Origin of the sequence: Desulfonatronum sp. SC1 (assembly GCF_003046795.1) — a bacterium.
Taxonomy (GTDB): Bacteria; Desulfobacterota; Desulfovibrionia; order Desulfovibrionales; family Desulfonatronaceae; genus Desulfonatronum.
Map to the genome: position 1 here is coordinate 77519 of NZ_PZKN01000011.1, position 21527 is coordinate 99045.

The window sequence follows — 21527 nt, forward strand, 5'->3', positions numbered from 1 at the left end:
CGAGTCCTCAAACCCCGGAGTCCTGAATGGAGTGGCAATTCATTGAAAACTGGCCCGCCCTGCTGGCGGCCGCCTTTTTCCTCTACTGGCTGGCGGTGCTGGTGGTCCTGGTCAACGACCAGCGCGACCCGACGAAAACCCTGGCCTGGTTGGTGCTGCTCTCCTTTCTGCCGCTTTTTGGCCTGGCCCTGTACTATTTTTTCGGTCGCAACTGGCGCAAGATCGCCGAGCAGCGAGGGCTGCACGAACGACATCGGGCCATGGCCGGGCCGACCATGCGCGCGATTTACGCCCGGTACGCGGACATGGCGGAGTCCGGCCGGAAGTGGGCCGAAGAACGGGGCTACTCCCGCCTGGTCCGACTGATCGAGCAAACCGAGTCCACCCCGCCCCTGCCGGCCTGCGACGTGCGCATCCTGCCCAGCGGCGCGGACAAGTTCGCGCTCCTGAAGGAAGACCTGGCCCAGGCCAAGGAAACCATAAACATCCAGTACTTCATCTGGGAGAGGGATCGGTTGACCGCTGAGCTGTGCGCCATCCTCCTGGAGCGACTGCGGGCCGGGGTGGAAGTGCGGATGCTCAACGACTTCATCGGCAACCTGCCCTACCGCAAGACCGAACTGAACCGGCTGGCCGCCGCGGGCGCCAAGGTCCGTTTCGACGTCCGACAACTGAACAGGGCCAATTACCGCAACCACCGCAAGATCGTGGTCATCGACGGGGTGCGCGGATACACCGGCGGGATCAACGTGGGTCAGGAATACATCGACGGCGGAAGGCGCTTCCCCTCCTGGCGGGACACCCATGTCCGGTTTTGCGGTCCGGCCGTGGCCGAACTGCAAAAACTCTTCGCCCTGCGCTGGTCCGAGACCAGCCGGGAAGATTTATTCACCCCGCGCTTCTTCCCGGAGTCGTACCCCGTGCCCGAAAGCTGCGTTCCGGTTCAGGTCACGGCCACCAGCGTGGAGGACAAATGGCAAACCGCCCGCCGCGCCCACGTGCTGGCCATGGGCCACGCCCGCAAGCGCATCTGGATCCAGTCGCCCTACTTCGTGCCGGATGAACAGATCTACGAAACCATGGTCAACGCGGCCCTGGCCGGGGTGGACGTCCGCCTGATGATGACCGGACTGCCGGACAAGCGCACCGCCTGGTACGCGGCCCAGACCTATTTCGGTCCGCTTCTGGAGGCCGGCGGCCGGATCTATTACTACATGCAGGGCTTCCTGCACGCCAAAACCATGACCATCGACGGCAACCTGCTCTGCATCGGGACCATGAACATCGACATGCGCAGCCTGGAGCTGCACAAGGAACTGATGGTCTGGTTCCTGAACGATGACTTGGCCCGGCGCCACGACGCCATCTTTGAGCAGGATCTGGAGTCCTGCGAGGAATACACCCCGGCCCGTTTGCGCTCCCTCTCCAAACTCGCCGCGTTCCGCAACTCGGCCATGCGCCTGGCGTCCAACCTGCTTTGACGTCCCGCCCCGGATCATTGCGCCGGGACGGGACGCTGGTCCGGTCATCATCGCCCTTTATATCGATATGCCTCCCGCACCGTCTTCTGGATCGTTTTCCAGCGCCTCTTTTCCTGAATCCTCAGCAGAACGTCCTGCTCTCGCTGATGATACTTGATTTCCTTGCATTGGCGCAGCCAGCTCTCGTATCGCTCCATCTCCAGCAAGCCCTCCGCGAGAGCATCCTGCACGGCGCAGTCCGGCTCGCCATTATGCGAGCAATCCCGGAAACGGCATGAAGCCGCCAGCTCGTCGATATCCCCGAAGGACCGGTCCAAGGATTTTTCATCGGCCAGAAGTTGAATCTCCCGCAGGCCGGGCGTGTCGATGAGAATCGCACCGGTCGGCAGGATCATCAGTTGCCTGTGCGTGGTCGTGTGTCGGCCCCTGCCGTCCGCCTCGCGCACGACCGAGGTCTTCCGAGCTTCCCGGCCGATGACGGCGTTGATGATCGACGACTTGCCCACTCCGGAAGAGCCCAACAACACGCCGGTCCGCCCAGGACCAAGGAGCGCAAGCGAGTCACGCAAACCATCTCCCGTCGCGGCGCTGATCAAATTAACGGCGACACCCGGGGCAACGGCTTCGGCCTGGAGTCGGGCCTTTTCCGGCTGGGCGTGAAGATCCGCCTTGTTCAGAAGAATGACCGGGTCGGCCCCGGACTCCCAGGCCAAGGTCAAATACCGTTCGATGCGTCGAGGCTTGAATTCCCGGTCCAGCCCGCTGACCAGAAAGGCGATGTCCGCGTTGGCCGCGACCACCTGCCCCTGGCTTTGGCCGCCGGCCACGCGCCGGATAAAGGCCGACCTCCTGGGCAGGATTTCGTGGACCATGCCGCGGGAGAAGGCATCTCCCGGTTCCGCGACCACCCAATCGCCCACGGCCGGATAGTCGGTCCGGGCAGCGGTTCGGTGCCTGAATTTTCCGCTCACTTCAGCCTGAAAGCGCCCTTGTTCAGACAAAAGGGTGTACACACCCCGGCCTTCACGGCTGACCCGCGCCGGTACGAGTCCGGGCTGCTGCCTGGAGGCAAAGGTCTCGGCCAAGCTGGAGGTCCAGCCCAGGGAGTGGAGATTCATGGCCGCACCTCCTCGTCGCCGGGTATCAGTCGGGGCAATTGGTCCATGGGGAACGGAGGCTTGCCCAAGGGGCGCACGGCCAAGGAAAGCAGGGCCATGGGGTTGTCGTCGCCGGCGATGCGGTTCATGCGGATCAACCCGCAGGATTGGCAGCGATGGAGCAAGGCCCAATCGCCATCATAGCGCACGGCAACGCCGACGGGTTCCATTCGTCCGTGACAACCGCTTCTCCGGTCGCCGGTACGCAGGTCGACGTGGAGACTCCAGAGGCAGTGGGGGCAATGATTTCGATGCTGGGTGCCGGGAGCTTCCCCGGGCACGGTGCGGTTGCAGTGACCGCAAAGAAAGGCGTTGGAAGACGGCAAAGCGCCGCCCCGACCGCGCATGTCGGATCTGGTTCGCATTGGATTTGTCCTATGTCTTGTCGTTGTCTGGATAAGGCGACGCCCCTTCGAACAGTCAAGGAGGCTGATCGAATCGGGGGACGCCTGCACGGACCGAAGTCCGAGCGCTCCATGGACGGGGAAATTGTGACGCGATGGGCCGGGGGAGACCCAAAACGGGCGGGATCAGACGAAGAAAATCAAGTACCGAAAATCCGGAACTCGACGCCTACGCAGCTCCTGCCCTTGCGCCACTCTCAACGACAAACACGGACATGCAAAACCTTTGCGGGATGATGTTGAAAAACAGCCGCGCTCTATTTCATGTGATCAGGCGGTTTGTCAAGAGGGATGATCGATATTTCAATAAGAGCACGACCACCGACAACCATGCCCCGATTAAAAAAACGGCACGACCTTGGCGATCGCGCCGTTTTACTCCGTCTTTCCTTACGTCCGGTCGGAGACAAGGAATATCTTCATCAGGGCCAGCTGTTGGCCTGAAGTCGGCCTTGCCGAACTGCCACGCGCCGGTTCACCGGGCAAATCATTCGCCAGCCCCTTGCGGGGCATACGTAATAACGGACAGCACCGCCCCTTGCGGATCCTGAAGAACGCTGAACCGGCCCACGCCGGGGATGTCCGTGGGCGGGAGGAGCACCCGCCCTCCGAGTTCCGAGGCTTTGCGGGCCACGGCGTCCACGTCCGTTACCGTAACGTAGGTCCCCCAGTGAGGCGGCATGCCCTCCGGCGCCTGAGGCGGCATGGCCATGATCCCGCCCACTTCCTCTCCTCCGGCCTTGACCACGGTGTAGTCCATGCCCTCCATGGGCATGTCCTCGATCTCCCAGCCAAGCAAATCCCCATAAAACTTCTTGGCTCCCTCCACGTCGCTGGTCAGCAACTCGCTCCAACTGAATGCTCCATGGGTCGTAAACCTATCGCTCATGATTCGCCTCCCGTGTTTTAGGATTGTTGAGAATGAGAGACCCGTTCCGATTGGCGAAGGCGGTACTCGAAGAGTGACCACCCTTCACGGGCGTTGAAAGCAGAACTGTCAGAGCACTGTCAAGCTGTTACGACAAATACCCCCGATCGTCGCCAGACTTCCTCCAGAGTCTGCTTCAGAGCGTCCACACTCATCGGCTTGGCCAGATAGCGGCCAGGAACTTCTCCTGATCTCCGACCATGGCATGGGCCGTGACCGCGATGATGGGGGTGCGTCGGTGGGAAGGCTTAGGGGTGAAATCTGAAACCCGAGGGTCAGGAGTCCGACGTCCAATCTCCGGCCTCCGGAGCGCGAATGCGCTGGGTCGCCTCCACCCCGTTCGACTCCGGCTTCTGAATGTCCATGAGGATGGCGTCAAAGGGATGTTTCAGGAACAGGTCCTAAGCTTGACGTCCGTTTTCCGCGGTTTCCACGGCGTTACCCATTTCTTGAAGCTGGTGGGACAGGACCAGACGGTTGACGGGCGAAAAATCTTTTTGCCCCTACGGGATGGTCTCTCCGCCAATACAGCTCAGCCGCATCCAAGACGCCTCCTGGACACTTACTCCAAGCCCAACTCCGAACACAAGCGCTCAATTTCGCGTTCCACTTGCGGCCCCAAATCCCGACATGCAGCCACGTCGCCATCTTTCCCGGCCTGTTCCAGCAGCCCGGCCGCCATGGCCAGAGCGCCCGCGCTGACGTTCATGGACGATCCCTTGATGGCATGGGCATACTCGCGAACGCCAACGAGGTCTCCTTCGTCGAGCTTCAGATTCAAGTCGACCAATCGTTGCCGATTCTCCTCCACGAACCCATGAACAAGCTGCTCGGCCAGCTCTTCGTCCCCACCCAGTCGGCGCGCAAAGTCCGCCTTGTTGAACACCGCAAGGTCGCTTTCCCTTGGTTTCACGCCATGTTGCTTACGACTCCCTTCTCCGGCCTTTTGACAACCGGCTTCTGATTTCCGAAATTCGTCTCCCGACTCCCGCTCTCCGCCCTCCGGCGTCTGATCCCCGTCCTCCCGGATCGGCAGCCATTTCTCCAACATCTCCGCCAACTGGCCCAGTTCCAGCGGCTTGGACAGATAATCATCCATCCCCGCGGCCAGACACTGCTCCCGATAGCCCTGCATGGCGTGGGCGGTGAGGGCGATCACCGGCAGACGCCGGGGAAAGGGCTGAGGGATGAGACCTGAAACCTGAGGGCCAGTAATCCGATCTTCGACTTCCGACGTCCGACGTCCGGCCAATGCTTCTTGACTCTCTTCCTCCTTCCGAATTTCCCGCGTAGCGGCAAACCCATCCATCACCGGCATCTGCACGTCCATCAGCACCAGGTCGTAGGGAATGGATTGAAGGGCTTGGAGGGCTTCGGCGCCGTTGGCCACGGCGTCGGCGGACAGGCCGAGTTTCTTGAGCATGGCCAGGGCCACCTGCTGGTTGGTGGGGTTGTCCTCGGCCAGGAGGATGCGGGCCTTGCGCGGGGTGAAGGTTTTCCGCTCACTGGCGGCTTCTCTAGCCCGGTGTCGGGAGATCAGTTCCTTGGACGGAACCTGGTCGTGACCGTGGCGCTCTCCGGCCAGAATCATGCTCAGGCAGTCGAACAATTCGCCGTGCTGCAAGGGTTTGGTCAGGTAGGCCGCAAAACCAGCTTCCAGGAGGCGCTTCGCGTCACCGCAACGCCCCAGGGAGGTGAGCATCACGGTACGCAGTGGTTGCAGCCTGGGGTCGGCCTGGATCACCCGACCCAGGGTTTCGCCGTCCATACCAGGCATCTGCATGTCCAGGACGGCCAGGCGATACGGATCGCCCTCGGCCAAGGCCTTGTACAGCAGGCCCAAGGCAGTGGGACCGTCCGGGGCCTCGTCAGGGCGCATGCCCCAGTCCAGGAAGCGGGTCAGCAGGATTTCCCGGTTCGTGATGTTGTCGTCCACCACCAGGGCACGGACGTCACGCAGATTCACGGGGTCCAACACCGAGTCCTGCACCGTCTCGGACAGTCCCAAGCGCACCGTGAACCAAAACGTCGTTCCCTGCCCCTCGATGCTCTCCACCCCCACTTCCCCGCCCATCATCTCCGCCAACTGCCTGGAAATGGCCAACCCCAGGCCGGTGCCGCCATACTTTCGGGTAATGGAGGCATCCACCTGGGAAAAACTCTGAAACAAGGCCCCCACCTTGTCCGCCGGGATGCCGATACCTGTGTCGCGGATGGTGAAGCAAAGCTCCACGATATTGGGTTCTCGGTTCAACGGTTCACGGTTCACGGTTGGGGCCGGGGTGGTGTCGGGAGAGGATGCATTGGGCGTGACACCGTCGGGCGCACCGCGGTGCGCCCCTACATCAGCACCGTCATCCGCACCTTGCACAACCGTTGAGCCTTTGAACCGTGAACCATGAACCCTGCTCACCTTGACCACCACCTCGCCCTTTTCGGTGAACTTCACGGCATTGCCGACCAAGTTGGTCAATATCTGCCGCAGCCGGCCGGGATCCCCAGTGAGGCGGTCCGGGATGTCCGAATCCGCGGAGCAGATCAGTTCCAGGCCTTTTTCCTCGGCCTTGAGAGCCATCATGGCCGCGAAGCTGTCCAACATGGGCCGCAGGGCAAAGTCCAGGAATTCCAGTTCCAGCTTGCCGGACTCGATCTTGGAGAAGTCCAGAATGTCGTTGATCAGGGAGAGCAGGGCATTGCCGCTGGAACGCACGATTTCCGCGTAGTGGCGCTGTGTATCGTCCAGTTCCGTGTCCAGGAGCAATTCGGTCATGCCGATCACGCCGTTCATGGGAGTCCGGATTTCGTGGCTCATATTGGCCAGAAACTCGCTCTTGGCCCGGGTGGCAGCCTCGGCCCGGGCCAGGGCCGCGTCCAGCTCCATGTTTTTCATTTCCATCTGCTCGGCGATCTGCTGGAGCTTTTCCTCGGCCTGCTTCCGCTCGGTAATGTCCGCATAGATGGCGTACCCGCCCACGATCTCGCCTTGCTTGCTCACCGGGCCGCCCTTGAGCAGGACGTTTTTGGCCTCGCCGGACTTGGTGAAGCGGATAGCGTCCATTTCAATCTGCTCGCCGCGCAGAATCCGGGGGGAGCCGTATTCGTGGGCTTTTTTCAGTGGGTCCACCACGGTATTGATGTTCTTGTACAGCACCTCGTCCAGGGTGTACCCGAAGATTTTCGTAAACACGGCATTGACGTTAATGATCCGGTGCTCGGTATCGAAAAAGACCATGGCGTCGTTGGTGTTGACGAACAGGGACTCAAAATGGGCCTTCTGGTGCAGGAGCGCCGCTTCGGTTTGCTTGCGGTCCGTGATGTTCAGAACGAAACCGTCCAGATACAAAACGACATCCTGGTCATCGGTTACGCCCGTACCCTTTTCGTAGGCCCAACGCGTACCGCCGTCCCGGTGGATAATCCGGTATTCGATCTCCCAGGAAATGCCCGCCGCCACGGCATGCGAGATGGCCTTTTCCACGGCCGGGGCGTCCTCGGGGTGAATGATGCTCGCATAGCTGCGAACCGAGTTGAGGATGAAATCCGATGCCGGATAACCGCTGACCATGTCCACGGTGTTGCTCATGTAGAGCATGGTCCAGTCCGGATCGTTCCGGCAACGGAAGGTGATCGCGGGAATGTTGGCCACCAGGGATTTGAACTGGGATTCACTCTCCCGCAGCGCCTTTTCGGCCAGCCTGCGCCGGACCTGACCGCGCACCCGGGCCTCGACGATATGCGGCTGGATCGGCTTGACGATAAAGTCCGCGGCCCCGAGGTCGAACCCCTTTCGCTCGTCCTCATCTGAATCCTCGCCGGTAACGAAAATCACCGGGATATCCGCGGTGCGCGGGTCGGCCTGCAATCGTCGGCAAACCTCATACCCGTCCATCTCCGGTATTATGATGTCCAATAAGATGACGTCCGGCCGTATTTTGCCGGTGGCTATCGTCAAAGCCTCCGCCCCGTTGGGAGCAATCAGAACCTGGTACTTCTCCCGGAGCAAATTTCCGAGAACCTGAAGATTGGACGGCTGATCATCCACGATAAGCACGACGGGTTTCGAGGGTGCTTCCTTATGGTTGGTATCCATGATGTCCTGCCTGTGCTGCAATGTTTTTTTGGCAATCCCGAAGGGATGCCGTCGTAGAGCCGGTGGTTTTGTAACTACTCAGCACATACGGTGCATGTTCATACTCATGCACTGGATTCCGGCTTTCTCCGGAATGACTTATCGTACTGCCGTTTCCAAGTCGATCATACCGACGAAAGTCGGCACGTGATCACTATCCAGGTCTTCTTATCCGATTCTGCTGAGTTGATACGCCAATTCTTTAGCTTTCATAAAGCCCTCCGTCCGCGCGGTTGATAAGAGTCTCAGCGGTGTCAGCCTCGACGGTCTGGATTGTCACCATTCTTCACCACTACATGTAGGTTGCTTCGATATCAGTCTTTCTTTGCTGACGCTATGCAATGAAATCTTTACAAATAGCAAAGAAACGGTCCTATCTCAAATTTAATCAAAAACTCACAAATATTCACCGCATATCTGACATACTATCAATTCTCTCGCACTCTGATTCTGAATTCCCATTCTTTCGTCCCATGACCGGAGAGAGTATTCTCAATGGTCCAAAACTTGCTTTGGTCCACCCATGGACCTGTTCTCCTTTGATCCCAGGATTTACCTCAGCTTCTTTCTGACGCTGTTCCGAATCAGCCTGATCGTCTTCATGTTGCCGTTTTTCGGCGGCGAAAACATCCCCCTGCCGGCCAAGGCGGCCTTGTGCCTGGTTCTGGCTCTGGGGCTGTGGCCGCACTTGGCGTTTTCCGCGGACTATTTCCCGGCCCACCCGTTCATGATCGCTTTGATGATCCTGGGAGAACTAATCCTGGGCCTGGCTCTGGGACTGATCGTCCGTGTGCTGTTCGCCGCCATCCAGACCGGCGGGCAGTTGGTCGGTTTTCAAATGGGCTTTGCCATGGTCAGTGTGGTGGATCCCAGTTCCGGGGTCAGCATGGCCGTGACCGCTCACTTCCTGTACATGACCTCCCTGCTCATTTTTCTAAGTCTCAACGGGCACCTGCACCTGCTCCACGCCCTGACCCACAGCTTCAGCCTGGTTCCTCCGGGCGGGCTGCTGCTCACGCCGGATCTTTCCGATCAAATGATCCGTTTTTCCAGCCAGATATTCATTCTGGCGGTCAAGATCGCCAGTCCGGTGATGGTGGCCCTATTCCTGATCGACCTGGCCCTGGCCCTGGTGGCCAAGGCCGCGCCGCAGATGAACGTGATCTTCGTCGGCTTTCCTCTGAAAATCGCCGTAGGATTTCTCTTTCTCGGCACCATGTTCACTATCATGGGCATCTACGTACAGGACTTCATCCTGATGCTCGGGTCAATGTTCCAAGGCGTCATGCTCAGCGGGCGCTGAGCAAAACCCACATTGCTGCTCACAACAACACATTGATATTTTTGGGGATCAATCAAGGCCGCTGAAGATTTTACCTCGGGAAACACAGGGGGCACGGGGAGCATTTTAACGTTAAACTAGGTTTTCTTTCCCCGTGATCCCCGTGTGCCCCGTGGTTAACCCTGCTCAGACACTGAATTGTCGCTGTAGTGATAAACATAAAGAAAAGAAACTTGAGGCCGAACCATGCCCCAGAGCGATCCGAGTAAAACCGAACAAGCCACCCCAAAACAACGCGACAAAGCGCGGGAAAAGGGCAATGTTCCCAAAAGCCAGGAACTGCCCAAGGTCACGGTGCTTTTGGGGGGCTTCCTTGCTTTGCTGTTCATGGTCCAGATCATGGTCAACCAGATGCACGACCTCTTCATCTGGACGTTCAGCGACAACCTGCTCACCGAGTTCACCCCGGAAACCGTCTACCTGCTCTTTCAGACGGTTTCCTGGCGCATCGCGGTAATGGTGCTGCCGGTGATGTTCACCTGCGCGCTGGTGGCGTTTCTGACCGTGCGCCTGCAAGTCGGCCATCTTTGGACCCTGAAAGTCTTTGAACTGTCCAATTTCTGGAAAAAACTGGATATCGTCGCCGGAATCCAACGGTTGCTCATCAGCACCCAGACTGTAGTCCGCCTGCTGCGCAGCCTGGGAATGGCCATTGCCGTGGGGTTCGCTCCCTATCTTGTGCTGAAAATGGAGTCCCCAAATTTTATTCCCCTTTTCTACCAGGATGCGCTGTACGTTGCCGCCTATATGCTGACCACCGGCGCAAAAATGGTCATGTACGCCCTGGTGCCCATGCTGATCATCAGCATCGCGGATTTGGCCTATACCCGTTGGGATTACGAGGAAAACCTGAAGATGACCAAGGACGAGGTCAAGGACGAACGAAAACAGGCCGAAGGCGACCAGGCCATCAAGAACAAACAGCGTCAAAAAATGCTGGCCGTGATGCAAAAACGGATGATGGAAAGCGTACCCAAGGCTGACGTGGTTATCACCAACCCGACCCACCTGGCCATCGCCTTACGCTACAACCCGCTGGAGGCCCCGTCGCCCATGGTCCTGGCCAAGGGAGCGGACTTCATGGCCGCCAAAATCCGCGACATCGCCCAGGAGCACAATATCCCCATCCGGGAGAACAAGCCTCTGGCACAGGCCTTGTATAAAAGCGTTGATGTCGGCCAAGCGATTCCCGAGGAACTGTTCCAGGCCGTGGCCTCCATCCTGGCCCAGTTGCCAAAATTCCGGCGCAGGTAATCGCCGGGCAAGGCGAATCCGACGAGTAACTCTCGCAACATGTTGAAAGTTTACTGTAAACAGCGCATCCAGCCCTGAAGGACGAGCGTCAAAACCATGGCTCAAGCCGCGATCAATCTCACCAGTATCGATTACTCCCGTTTCTCCGGATACGGGAACATCTTCCTGGCCGGGGGCGTGGTGACCATCCTGTTCGTGATGCTCATCCCGATGCCCACGATCATCCTGGACGCCATGCTCACCCTGAGCATTTCCCTGGGATTCGTGGTGTTGCTTTCGGCCATGTACATGCGCTCTCCCCTGGAATTTTCGATCTTCCCTTCCCTGCTCCTGGTAACCACGCTGCTCCGACTGGCCCTGAACGTGGCCTCCACCCGTCTGATTCTGCTCAACGGCGACCAGGGGCCTGGAGCCGCGGGAAAGGTGATCGAAGCCTTCGGCCAGTTCGTGGTCGGCGGGAACTACGTCATCGGAGTGATTATCTTTCTGGTCATCTTCATTCTGAATAAAATGGTCATCACCACCGGTACCACACGCATCGCCGAAGTTGCGGCCCGGTTCACCTTGGACGCCATGCCCGGCAAACAGATGGCCATCGAGGCGGATTTAAACGCCGGCCTGATCGACGAGACCGAGGCCAAACTATCCCGTGAAAAAATTCGCAAGGAAGCAGATTTTTACGGAGCCATGGACGGCGCGGCCAAGTTCGTCTCGGGGGACGTCAAAGCCGGCATGATCATTACCGCCGTCAACATCGTCGGCGGTCTGTTCATCGGCGTTTTCCAGCATGGCATGGACTGGGGCGATGCCGCGGCCACCTTTACCATCCTGACCGTCGGCGACGGCCTGGTGGCCCAGATCCCTTCGCTGATCATCTCCACCTCCGCTGGCATCATCGTCAGCCGTGCCGCCGCGGAAGCGGACATGGGCCAGGAGTTCCTCGGCCAGTTGACCCTGCACTCCAAGGCCCTGCGTCTGGTCGCCGCGATCCTCCTGATCCTGGGACTGGTCCCGGGGATGCCGACCATGATGTTCCTGCTTTTCGCGGGAATGACCTACGGCATCTCGGTTGTTGCCGGAAGAATCCAGGCCGAATCCGGTCAAGCCGCGGAAGAAGCGCAAAAAAAACCGGCCCCCAGCCTGGACACTCCGGAAGAAGTTCAGGCATTACTGCCTCTCGACGCCCTGGAGCTGGAAGTGGGCTACGGCCTGATCCCTCTGGTGGACGAGGACCAGAACGGCAACCTGCTGGCCCGCATCCGCTCCATCCGCCGACAGTTCGCCCTGGATATGGGCGTGATCATTCCCTCGCTGCATCTTCGCGACAACTTGCAGCTCAAGCCCGGCCAGTACGTGGTCATGATTAAGGGCAACCAAGTGGCGTCCGCGGAAATACTCATCGACCACTTTCTGGCCATGGACCCCGGCGATGCCAAACACCGCATCCAGGGCGTGGAAACCCAGGAGCCGGCCTTCAACCTGCCGGCCCTGTGGATCCCGGACAAGCAAAAAGACGAGGCCATGCTCGCCGGGTACACCGTGGTGGACCCGTCCACGGTCATCGCCACCCACATCACCGAGGTCTTCCGTCGCAACCTGCACGAATTCCTGGGCCGTCAGGAAGTCCAGTCCCTCTTGGACAACCTGGCCAAGCGCGCGCCCAAGGCCGTGGAAGAGCTGGTGCCGGGGATCATGCCCCTGGGAACCGTACAGCGAGTGCTGCAGAACCTGGTCCGCGAGCAGGTTTCCATTCGGGATATGTTGACCATCGTGGAAACCCTGGCCGATTTCGGCCCATCCATCAAGGATCCGGAGCTGCTCACGGAATACGTCCGCGGCCGCATGGCCCGGACCATCGTAAAACCCTACCTTGCCGGAGGCGGCAATCTCGCGGTGATCATCCTGGACCAGGACTGGGAGCGTCTGCTTCAGGAGAACCTGCGCAAGACCGAACAAGGGACCTACCTGAACATCGACCCCGGCCACGGCCAGAAACTGATCCAGGGCCTGCAATCAGCCATGGAACAGGCCATGGTCGGCGAGGGCCAGCCCGTGGTGCTGACAACGCCCAGCTTGCGCTCGCATCTCGCCCAGCTCATCACCCGCTTCATCCCCACGCTGCCCATCATTTCCCAGGCCGAAATCCCCGCGGGGATCAATCTGCAATCCGCGGCAACGGTGAGGATGGCCAATGCAGGTTAAGACCTTTCGCGGACCGGACACGCGGACCGTGCTCAAGCAAATCCGCGCCGAACTGGGGCCGGACGCGGTCATTCTCAGCACCCAGAACGGAACAGAAAATGGTAGACCCTGCTGTGAAATCATGGCTGCCCTGGAGCCGCCGTCCGTGGGAAACCGGCTCACGAATCCCGAACAGCCGGATATCGCCACCCCTTCTGGCGGGGCCTATCCGGGCTGGAAGCAGATGCACCAGGAGTGGTCGTGTCTCAAGGAACATCTGTTCAGCGTCCTCAAGCCCCAGGCTGACTACAATCTGCTTTCTCCCCGCCAGCGCCAGGCTCTGGAATATCTGGAAAGGGAGGAAGTCCTGCCCGAGGTGGCCATGCACCTGTGGCGAGCCATGAAAAACGCACCGGATAAATCCATCCTGGAGGAGTTGCGGACCATAGTAGCCGTCAAACCCTGGACCGGACGGCACTGGCCGGAAAAGCTGCACGCCTTCGTCGGCCCGTATGGCTCGGGCAAAACCTCGTCCCTATTACGCCTAGCTCTAAACCTGCGCCGGGAATTTCCCAACCGCAGGATCGCCCTGGCCAACGCGGACCAGCATCACGGCAAGGGTCGTTTGTTGCTGCAACATTACGCGGAATTGGGAGAATTTCCCTTCGTGGATCTGCGCTCGCCCGAGGATTGGCGCCACCTGCACCGCGAAGCCTACGACATGATCTTCATCGACCTGCCCGGCCTGCCGGCGGGAGACCATCTCGACGCCTGGCTGATGGACAAGGAGATATCCCTGAAGGGCAACTGCGCCGTGCATTTGGTCCTCAGCCCCCATTATTCCAACACGATTCTCCAGCGATTTATTGAAAAATTCCAAGTCCCGGCCCTTTCCAGCCTGATCTGGACCAAGCTGGACGAGGCGGAAACCTACGGCTCCCTGGTAAACTTGGGCTACTCCACCCGGCTCCCCGTATCTGCCCTGTCCTACGGCACGTCGCTGAGTTCCAGTCTGGCCCCGGCGGATCACCAAAACCTCTGGAAACTGGTCTTCACCCACCGCCTGCCCAGGACCATCGGCGGCGGGCCGGAAAAACCTTTGCACTGACGACGAACTTCACGTATTCGCGAGGAAACCATGACGCGCACCCAAGAACACAAACACGAACGCAACCCCCTCGTTCTCTCCGTAACTTCCGGCAAAGGCGGGGTGGGCAAGACCAACCTCTCCGTGAATCTGGCCTACACCCTCGGCAAGATGGGGAAACGGGTTTTGTTGATGGACGCGGATCTGGGGCTGGCCAACGTGGACATCCTTCTGGGGCTGGCCCCGGAGTACAACATCTTTCACCTCGTGTACGATGAAAAGAAGCTGGACCAAGTACTGGTTCCCACGGAGTACGGCTTTTCCATCCTGCCCGCGTCCTCCGGGGTGCCGGAAATGCTCAAGCTGTCCACCGGTCAAAAACTGGAGCTGATCGAAGCCCTGGAGCCCTTGGGGCAGGAGACGGACATTCTGATTGTGGACACCGGGGCCGGGATCGGGGATAATGTGATGTACTTCAACTTGGCCGTGCAGGAACGGATACTGGTCCTCACCCCGGAACCCACGGCATTAACCGACGCTTACGCCACGATCAAGGTCTTGCATAACAAACACGGCGTCCACAGATTCCGGGTGGTCGTGAACATGACCACGGACTCCAAACAGGCCAAACAGACGTTCCAGCGCTTGGCCGCAGCCTGCGACAAATTTCTCGACGGGGTTTCCGTGGACCTGATTGGGTTCCTGCCCCAGGATCCGGCGGTCCGCCAATCCGTTATCCGGCAAGTGCCGTTCTGCCACACCCTACCATCCTCGCCAGCCGCCCTGGCCGTGAGAAAAATCGCCGAGAACATCCTGGCCTGGCCGCAAACAGCCAAAACCGATGGCAATATCAAATTCTTCTGGAAAAAACTCCTCTTCAACAACTGACGACTGGCAGCGCTTTGAGGATGGGCGGTTGGCGTGGAGCGCCGCCGATCCCGAGGTCCGCGGGTCCATCGTCACGCACTATGCCCCGAAGATAAAAATCATCGCCCTGCGCATGAAGGCCAAGCTCCCCCAGCACATCGAGCTGGGAGAACTGATCAGCGCCGGCAGCCTCGGTCTGATCGAAGCCCTGGAAAAATTCCAGGTGAGCTTGGGCATAAAGTTCGAGACCTACGCGGAAAACAGAATCAAGGGGGCCATGCTTGACGAGCTGCGACGCATGGACTGGTTTACCCGTGGCTTGCGCCAGAGAGTCCGGATATTGGATGAAAGCATTCGCAATGTAGAGCAGCACTCCGGTCGCGTCCCCACCGCCGAAGAACTCAAAACAATGACCGGCCTAAGCGCCAAAGAAGTCCAGGAAGGTCTGGAAGCCCTGCAAAATCAAGTCTGTATAAGTCTGGACGGTCTTGAGGACCATTTTCTTCGTTCCACGAGCACCACGAAAAACGACCCCTTCTCCCATACCCTGCACCAACAATTGATTGACAAACTCGCGCAACTTATCGATGAATTGACCTCAAGGGAGCAGATGGTTCTCTCTCTGTACTACGCCGACGAGTTGAACATGCGGGAGACGGCCCTGGTGATGAACATCACCGAGGGCCGCGTTTCCCAATTGCACTCCCAGGCCCTGGGCAAACTCCGGGACAAATTCGCGAAATTCCAAGCATCCACCCCTCACCAAACGAAAAAAAGGAGACAAGCCTGATGGGTTACGACAAAAGCATGCGCGTTCTCGTCGTCGACGACTTTTCGACGATGCGACGAATCATCAAAAACATTTTGCGCCAATTAGGATTCACGAATATTGTCGAAGCCGACGACGGAACCACGGCCTGGGAAGTCCTGAACAAGGAACGGATCGATTTCGTGATTTCGGACTGGAACATGCCCAAAATGACTGGCATCGAACTGCTGCGCAAGGTCCGGGCCAGCGAGGAATACGGCGATGTCCCGTTTCTGATGGTCACTGCGGAAGGCCTTCAGGAGAACATCATCGAGGCGGTCCAGGCCAAGGTTTCCAACTATATCGTCAAACCGTTCACCCCGGAGACCCTCGGCCAGAAGATCGACAAGATTTTTGCATAATATCCCGTTTTCCGTCACAACCCGCCGCGCTTTGCGTTCCTCACCGATGATCGAACGCGTCCGAACAGAGGGCATGGAGCCCGGATGCGCTCCACTGCGAACATGAACATCGAACCCGCGGAAAACAGCCTAGCAACCCGAACGAGGATCACCCAAAGGCATCCGCCATGGCCAAACCACCTCCCGCTCCACCGCCCAATGAAGTCAACCCGTTGGAACGGGACGAGGAGATCCTCGATCAAGAGCCCAAGTCGGCCCAGGCAGCTCAAAAGGTCACTCTGGACCTGGACGACGCTCCTTTTCTGGACGATATTGAAGACGAAGCCCCCCCGGAAACAGAGGACGAGCCGGAAGAGCCTGAAGCCGGGAAGGTCGAGGAAGAGCCAAAGCCCGAAAAGTCTTCCCGCTTGATGCTGATCATCGGCGGTGTCGTCGCCGCTCTCCTGCTGGCCGGTCTGGCCTTCTGGCTCACGCGGCCTCCGCCACCGGAGCCAAAGATCCCGGAACCGGAACCGCTCCAGCAACCCCAGCCCGCCCCCGAGCCCAAGCCCGAGAAGTACACCGTCGATCTCAAGCCGTTCTGGGTCGCCTACACCCAGGGCGAGGACGTCATGTTTCTGACCTTGCACTTGGTTCTGGTCACGGAAGGCTCGACAAGCTACGTGGAAGTCCAGCGCAAGGAGATCATTCTTCGGGACGCGGCATATTATTTTTTGAACAACCGTCCGATTCCAGAAATCAAGCGCGAGGATGCCGCCGACGCGTTGAAGACGGACCTGATGTCGGTCATGAACCAGCACCTGAGCCACCCGCTGACCGACATTCTGATCAAGGAGTATTTGGTGCGCTAAATGGTCCAACAGGTTCAGCTTCCCGTGCTCCTTTCCCTGCTGCCCAAGGTCGGCAAGATGATCCAGGCCGAGCAGGATCGGCCGGCCATGCAGCAGGCCTTGGCGGGAAGTCTGATGCAGGAAGCCTTGAAAAAGGAGCGAGAGCGGATCCCCGAGGTGAAGAAGACCGAGGAGTCTTTTCAAGTCCGCCCTGAGGATGAACAGGACCAAAGTCGGAGCGGCCGCCAACCCCGTCGGGATCACCGGCGTCAGGCGGAACCGGACGAAGAGCCGCAGGCCGGAAAAGACCCCTGGTCCGGCCAGATTGTGAACCTCAAAATCTGAATATGTACGCAGGCGATTGAAAAGCTGTTCTTTCACGATCAGGAACCATGCACACCTCATACTGGATCATACTCGTCTTGAGCCTGCTGGAAGTGGCCCTTCTGGCCGGGGTGATCACATTCTTTTTTCGCCTGCGTCGTTCCGAACAGCTTCTGGCCAAGCTGCAAAAGGGTCAGAATGAATTCCTGAGCAAGATCGATAAAAGCGTGGACCTAGAGCAGCAGTTCCTGAACAATTTCGCGGAGCGGCAAACCGAACTGCTGCACCTGGAGACGCAGCTCGCCGAACGGGAAAAGCAGCTCCGCAATCTGCTCCAGCAGGCCGAGGGTCTCGCCCAGTCCCCCCAATTTCTGCGCCAGATCATTCTGTCCGGACACCGCAAGGGCCGCTCTATCAAAGCCCTGGCCCAGTCCACGGGTCTGAGCACCGAGGAAATCGAACTGATTCTGGAGCAGGGCGGATCGTCATGAGGCGCTGGAGCGGACCAACCCTCCCGTTCCACGCGACTCCTGAACGGGTGGAACGCTTTCGCGCCGACAATCGCCTCGGCGAAATGATTTCCGGCACGTTTCTGGGTTGGGACGGTCCGGGCATCGGCTGGGTGGACTTTCAAGGGACCAAGCTGCTGGCCAGCATGGCCTCACGGCCCGAAGTCGGCAAGCGCTTGCACTTTCTGGTCAAGCAACTCATCCCGGACATCATTCTGCAAGAACTGTCCTCCTCCGGCCTGCCCGAAGCCTTTCCCCTGCTCCAACGTCTCTGGACCGAACAGAGCCGCCTGGAAACATCTCTGGCCTCCCTCTGGTCGTCCGTTCCACAGGCCACAGACTATCTCGAACAAGCCCAAGGCACAGCTCCAAACGCTGCTCAAAGCTGGGCCGCTCGCCTGGCCGCTTGGCGGAGGCTCCTAGACCAACGCCCCGAAGCACGCCAGGACCTCCACCGCCTCCACGCGGCCCAGGAGCCGATCAACACGGAGCTCACCGCCAGGGGAATCGGCCGATTCTTCGTCCTGCCTTGGCTGGTCGACCGGGTACGCGGGGCCGGGCTGCTCCTCGGTGGCCCCCCGTGCCCTCCCGGTCAGGAGGACTCCGGACCATCCGCCCCTCAAGCCGTTTTCTTCTGTACGCATCCGGTCCTCGGGCAACTGGAGGTCCATTTCGTGCTGCCCGGAGCCCATCAGGCCCAACACCAGGGTTGGACCCTGCACCTGAACTTGGAGGCCATCCCGTCGCGTACCATCGCTTCCGTCTCGAAATGGCTTCTCCGGGCCTTTCCCCGCCCTGAATCCGGGGCGCTTTCCTTTCAGGGCGTCAAGCCACTGCCTTCGGGAGACCATTCCGGCCTCCTCCCGCGCTTGTTGCTCGCCTCGATCCCGGGACGCCCCCGGTTGCATATCAAAGTATGACCCACTCCACGTCACCGACATATCCTCCCTTGCCCATTGCTCCGGAATACCCCTGGCTAGCCCCCCTGGCCGGATTCTCGGACCTGCCATTTCGCCTGCTTTGCCGGGAGCAGGGGTGCGCCGCGGCCTGTACGGAAATGGTCAGCGCCAAGGGCCTGATCTACAACAACACGGCCACGGAACGCATCCTGGCCACCAATGTCGAGGACAATCCACTGGTGGTTCAGCTTTACGGCCCGGACGCCCAGACCTTGGGCCAAGCCATGGACCTCCTGTTGGAGCGGGGCGCGTGCCACTTCGACCTCAATGCCGGCTGTTCCGTGCCCAAGGTGACCAAGACCGGCAGCGGGGCCGCGCTGCTTCGCGAACCGGAGACCCTGATCCGCATCGTCGCGACCATGGTCGCCAAGGCCGGGGAAGGTCGGGTGGGCGTAAAGCTGCGCCTGGGATGGCGCCCAGGAGAGGATGTTCTGCCGGATCTGGCCAAGAGACTGGAAGACCTCGGCGTGGCCTGGCTGACCCTGCACCCCCGCTGGGCCACCCAAGGCTTTTCCGGGCGCGCGGACTGGGATCGTCTGGCCTCGTTGCGGGAGCACGTCGCCGTACCGATCATTGCCAGCGGCGATCTGTTCACGGCCGAGGACGCTTGGCGCTGCCTGGAGCAAACCGGGGTCAACGGCGTGATGTTCGCCCGCGGCGCATTGTGGGATCCTGCGATTTTCCGCAAGTTCCTGGCCTTGGGGCCGATCGGTGGGGCGGGGCGGGGCGGACAGACCTTTCATTCCACCCCGACTTACAGCCTGGATGTCGTCCGGCGGCACATGGAACTGGCCAGAGCGCACCAGGACGACCGCCGCGCCCTGCTAGCCATGCGCACCATCGCCCCGCGCTATCTGCGCCAGTTCGCCGGTGCCAAATCTCTTCGCGCCCAACTGACCCAAATCGAATCCTGGACCCAGCTCGAAAACTTGCTCGACGAACTCACGTTCGCGCTCAGTGAAACGACCGACCTCCCTCCCAAGGACGCAACATGAACATTGTCTTGGCCCAAACCGCCGGCTTTTGCATGGGCGTGGACATGGCCCTGCGCAAACTGGACTCTCTGCTTCACGGCCCGGACCAAAAATCCGAGGTCTGCACCCTAGGGCCGATCATCCACAACCCCCAGGTTCTCCAGGAATACGCGGCCTTGGGCGTGACTCAGATCAACGACCCGGAAGCCCTCACCCCGGGCCAGACCGTGGTCGTCCGAGCCCACGGCATTCCCCGAAACATCGAAGCCGCGCTGCAAACCAGAGGCGTGCTTCTGGTCGACGCCACCTGCCCCAAGGTCAAGAAGGCTCAAGTGCTCATCGCCAGACAAGCGGCCCAGGGCCGCTTGATGATTCTTTTAGGCGAGGCGGATCATCCGGAAGTGCGCGGCCTGCTCAGCTATGCCGCCAACGGGGCATGTGTCGTGGATTCGGAGGAAGGACTTGAAGAACTGCTCCAGGACCGGCTCGGCCCCTGCTTTCTGGCGGCCCAGACCACCCAGGACCAGGAACTGTACGCCCGGATGGCCGAGCTGTTGCGACGACGGCTTGATCCGGACATTCCGGTCCTGGACACCATTTGCGCGGCGACCATGAATCGCCAGGAAGAAGCACGTGTCATCGCCGGACAGGTCCAGGCCATGGTCGTGGTCGGCGGACGCGAGAGCGGCAATACCCGGCGGCTGGTCCAGGTGGCTGAACAAGCCGGCATCCGTTGTCATCACGTGGAAATCGCGGACGAGTTGCCCCTCGACCAGCTTCGAGGCTTGAACGCCATCGGCATCACCGCCGGTGCCTCCACGCCCAAAAACGTAATCCAGGCGGTTGTCCAACGCTTGGAAACCATGTTACTTTCAAATCGCCCATCATTCATCCAACCTCTAGAGGGAGAAACCCGTGAGCCAAAATAAGATTCTCTTGGAAGCCGGAACCAACGAACTCGAGGTCGTGGAGTTCACCCTGCTGGAGCAGCCCCCCGGCGAGACGGAGACCTACCATGGACACTACGCGGTAAACGTGGCCAAGGTGCTGGAAATAATCCGCATGCCCAAAGTCACTGAAATGCCGCAGCTGTCTCACCCTTCAGTGTTGGGTGCGTTCAACCTTCGCTCCTCCATTATTCCGCTGGTGGATCTCAGCGTCTGGCTCGGCAAGACCAAGGTTCCGCCCCAGGAAGGCGACGAGGACGGCAAGGTCATCGTCACGGAATTCAACAGCGTGGTCACCGCGTTTCTGGTTTCCGGCGTCAACCGCATCCACCGGATCAACTGGGAGGAAGTCATGTCGCCAGGTGCGTACCTGGCCAGCTTCAGCTCGGACTGCATCACCGGAGTGATCAACCTGGAAGGCCGGATCGTCTTCGTGCTGGATCTGGAAAAAATCGTGGCCGACCTCAACCCCGCCCTGGCCCTGCGCCTGGATCTGGATCTGGAGGTCCACCAGGGCAAGACGTTGAAAGCCATGATCGCCGACGATTCCTCACTGATCCGGAACATGCTCCGGGATCTTCTGGAAAAAGCCGGCTTTATGGTGGAAACGACCTTTCACGGACAGGAACTCTGGGAACGGCTCCAGAAGCTGAACCACGCCGCCAAGGAAAAGGGGCAAAAATTGACCGATCATGTTCAGATCGTGATCTCGGACATCGAAATGCCCACCATGGACGGTCTGACACTGTGCAAAAAAATCAAGGACGATCCGGACCTGGGACGCCTGCCGGTCATCTTGTTCTCGTCGCTGATCACGGACAAGCTGCGACACAAGGGCGAAGCCGTCGGGGCGGACGACCAGATCTCCAAACCCGAAGTCACGCAGCTCGCCCGCCGGGCCCGAGCACTGATTGAGGCTCGATCACAGGAAAGCGGCTAAGACGATTTGCCTCCCTCACCCCGGCCCTCTCCCAAGGGAGAGGG

General features: G+C 59.7%; 19 protein-coding genes. 15 read left to right on the forward strand and 4 right to left on the reverse strand.

Going from position 1 to position 21527, the window contains the following annotated elements; all coding sequences use genetic code 11:
* The first annotated feature begins 26 nt into the window (after positions 1–26).
* Complete coding sequence (gene cls, locus C6366_RS07995; protein WP_107736831.1) at positions 27–1481, forward strand: cardiolipin synthase; 1455 nt, start codon at positions 27–29, stop codon at positions 1479–1481.
* Between the two features lie 47 nt (positions 1482–1528).
* Here the strand turns inward: cls and rsgA are convergent, their stop codons facing one another.
* From rsgA to C6366_RS20020, 4 genes are all read right to left on the reverse strand, one after another.
* Positions 1529–2599 (reverse strand): ribosome small subunit-dependent GTPase A, encoded by a 1071-nt coding sequence (rsgA, locus tag C6366_RS08000; protein WP_107736833.1) that lies wholly within the window; start codon positions 2597–2599, stop codon positions 1529–1531.
* A complete protein-coding gene (locus C6366_RS08005; RefSeq protein ID WP_107736835.1) occupies positions 2596–3003 on the reverse strand; it encodes an RNHCP domain-containing protein in 408 nt (135 codons plus the stop codon). The genes rsgA and C6366_RS08005 overlap by 4 nt, the downstream gene beginning before the upstream one ends.
* A 526-nt stretch (positions 3004–3529) precedes the next feature.
* A complete protein-coding gene (locus C6366_RS08010; protein ID WP_107736836.1) occupies positions 3530–3931 on the reverse strand; it encodes a VOC family protein in 402 nt (133 codons plus the stop codon).
* 601 nt (positions 3932–4532) lie between these two features.
* Positions 4533–8060 (reverse strand): response regulator, encoded by a 3528-nt coding sequence (locus C6366_RS20020; protein ID WP_199221463.1) that lies wholly within the window; start codon positions 8058–8060, stop codon positions 4533–4535.
* 562 nt (positions 8061–8622) lie between these two features.
* Between C6366_RS20020 and fliR the strand changes: the two genes are divergently transcribed.
* The 14 genes from fliR (at position 8623) to C6366_RS08095 (ending at position 21483) form a co-directional block, all read left to right on the forward strand.
* A complete protein-coding gene (gene fliR, locus C6366_RS08030) occupies positions 8623–9402 on the forward strand; it encodes a flagellar biosynthetic protein FliR (protein ID WP_107736838.1) in 780 nt (259 codons plus the stop codon).
* Positions 9403–9627: 225 nt separating this feature from the next.
* The gene (gene flhB / locus C6366_RS08035) at positions 9628–10695 is read left to right on the forward strand and encodes a flagellar type III secretion system protein FlhB (RefSeq protein WP_107736839.1); all 1068 of its coding nucleotides are present in this window, start codon (positions 9628–9630) and stop codon (positions 10693–10695) included.
* Between the two features lie 96 nt (positions 10696–10791).
* Entirely contained in the window at positions 10792–12897 is a 2106-nt protein-coding gene (gene flhA / locus C6366_RS08040; RefSeq protein WP_107736841.1) for a flagellar biosynthesis protein FlhA, read from the forward strand.
* The gene (locus C6366_RS08045) at positions 12887–13984 is read left to right on the forward strand and encodes a hypothetical protein (RefSeq protein WP_107736843.1); all 1098 of its coding nucleotides are present in this window, start codon (positions 12887–12889) and stop codon (positions 13982–13984) included. Before flhA ends, C6366_RS08045 begins: the two co-directional genes overlap by 11 nt.
* A 30-nt stretch (positions 13985–14014) precedes the next feature.
* A complete protein-coding gene (locus C6366_RS08050) occupies positions 14015–14851 on the forward strand; it encodes a MinD/ParA family protein (RefSeq protein ID WP_107736844.1) in 837 nt (278 codons plus the stop codon).
* A complete protein-coding gene (locus C6366_RS08055; protein ID WP_107736846.1) occupies positions 14805–15620 on the forward strand; it encodes a FliA/WhiG family RNA polymerase sigma factor in 816 nt (271 codons plus the stop codon). Before C6366_RS08050 ends, C6366_RS08055 begins: the two co-directional genes overlap by 47 nt.
* Positions 15620–16000, forward strand: coding sequence for a chemotaxis response regulator CheY (locus tag C6366_RS08060; protein ID WP_107736847.1), 381 nt, complete (start codon positions 15620–15622; stop codon positions 15998–16000). The genes C6366_RS08055 and C6366_RS08060 overlap by 1 nt, the downstream gene beginning before the upstream one ends.
* A 167-nt stretch (positions 16001–16167) precedes the next feature.
* Positions 16168–16851: a flagellar basal body-associated FliL family protein gene (locus tag C6366_RS08065; protein WP_146164795.1), complete on the forward strand. Its 684-nt coding sequence runs from the start codon at positions 16168–16170 to the stop codon at positions 16849–16851.
* Positions 16852–17175, forward strand: coding sequence for a hypothetical protein (locus C6366_RS08070; RefSeq protein WP_107736851.1), 324 nt, complete (start codon positions 16852–16854; stop codon positions 17173–17175). It begins immediately after the preceding gene.
* A gap of 47 nt (positions 17176–17222) precedes the next feature.
* Entirely contained in the window at positions 17223–17645 is a 423-nt protein-coding gene (locus C6366_RS08075) for a hypothetical protein (protein WP_107736853.1), read from the forward strand.
* Positions 17642–18583, forward strand: a complete 942-nt coding sequence (locus tag C6366_RS08080; RefSeq protein ID WP_107736855.1) for a hypothetical protein — start codon at positions 17642–17644, stop codon at positions 18581–18583. Before C6366_RS08075 ends, C6366_RS08080 begins: the two co-directional genes overlap by 4 nt.
* Entirely contained in the window at positions 18580–19617 is a 1038-nt protein-coding gene (locus C6366_RS08085) for a tRNA-dihydrouridine synthase (protein ID WP_107736857.1), read from the forward strand. The genes C6366_RS08080 and C6366_RS08085 overlap by 4 nt, the downstream gene beginning before the upstream one ends.
* The gene (gene ispH / locus C6366_RS08090; RefSeq protein ID WP_107736859.1) at positions 19614–20525 is read left to right on the forward strand and encodes a 4-hydroxy-3-methylbut-2-enyl diphosphate reductase; all 912 of its coding nucleotides are present in this window, start codon (positions 19614–19616) and stop codon (positions 20523–20525) included. Before C6366_RS08085 ends, ispH begins: the two co-directional genes overlap by 4 nt.
* On the forward strand, positions 20512–21483 hold the full coding sequence (locus C6366_RS08095) for a chemotaxis protein (protein ID WP_107736861.1): 972 nt from the start codon (positions 20512–20514) through the stop codon (positions 21481–21483). Before ispH ends, C6366_RS08095 begins: the two co-directional genes overlap by 14 nt.
* Positions 21484–21527: the final 44 nt, after the last annotated feature.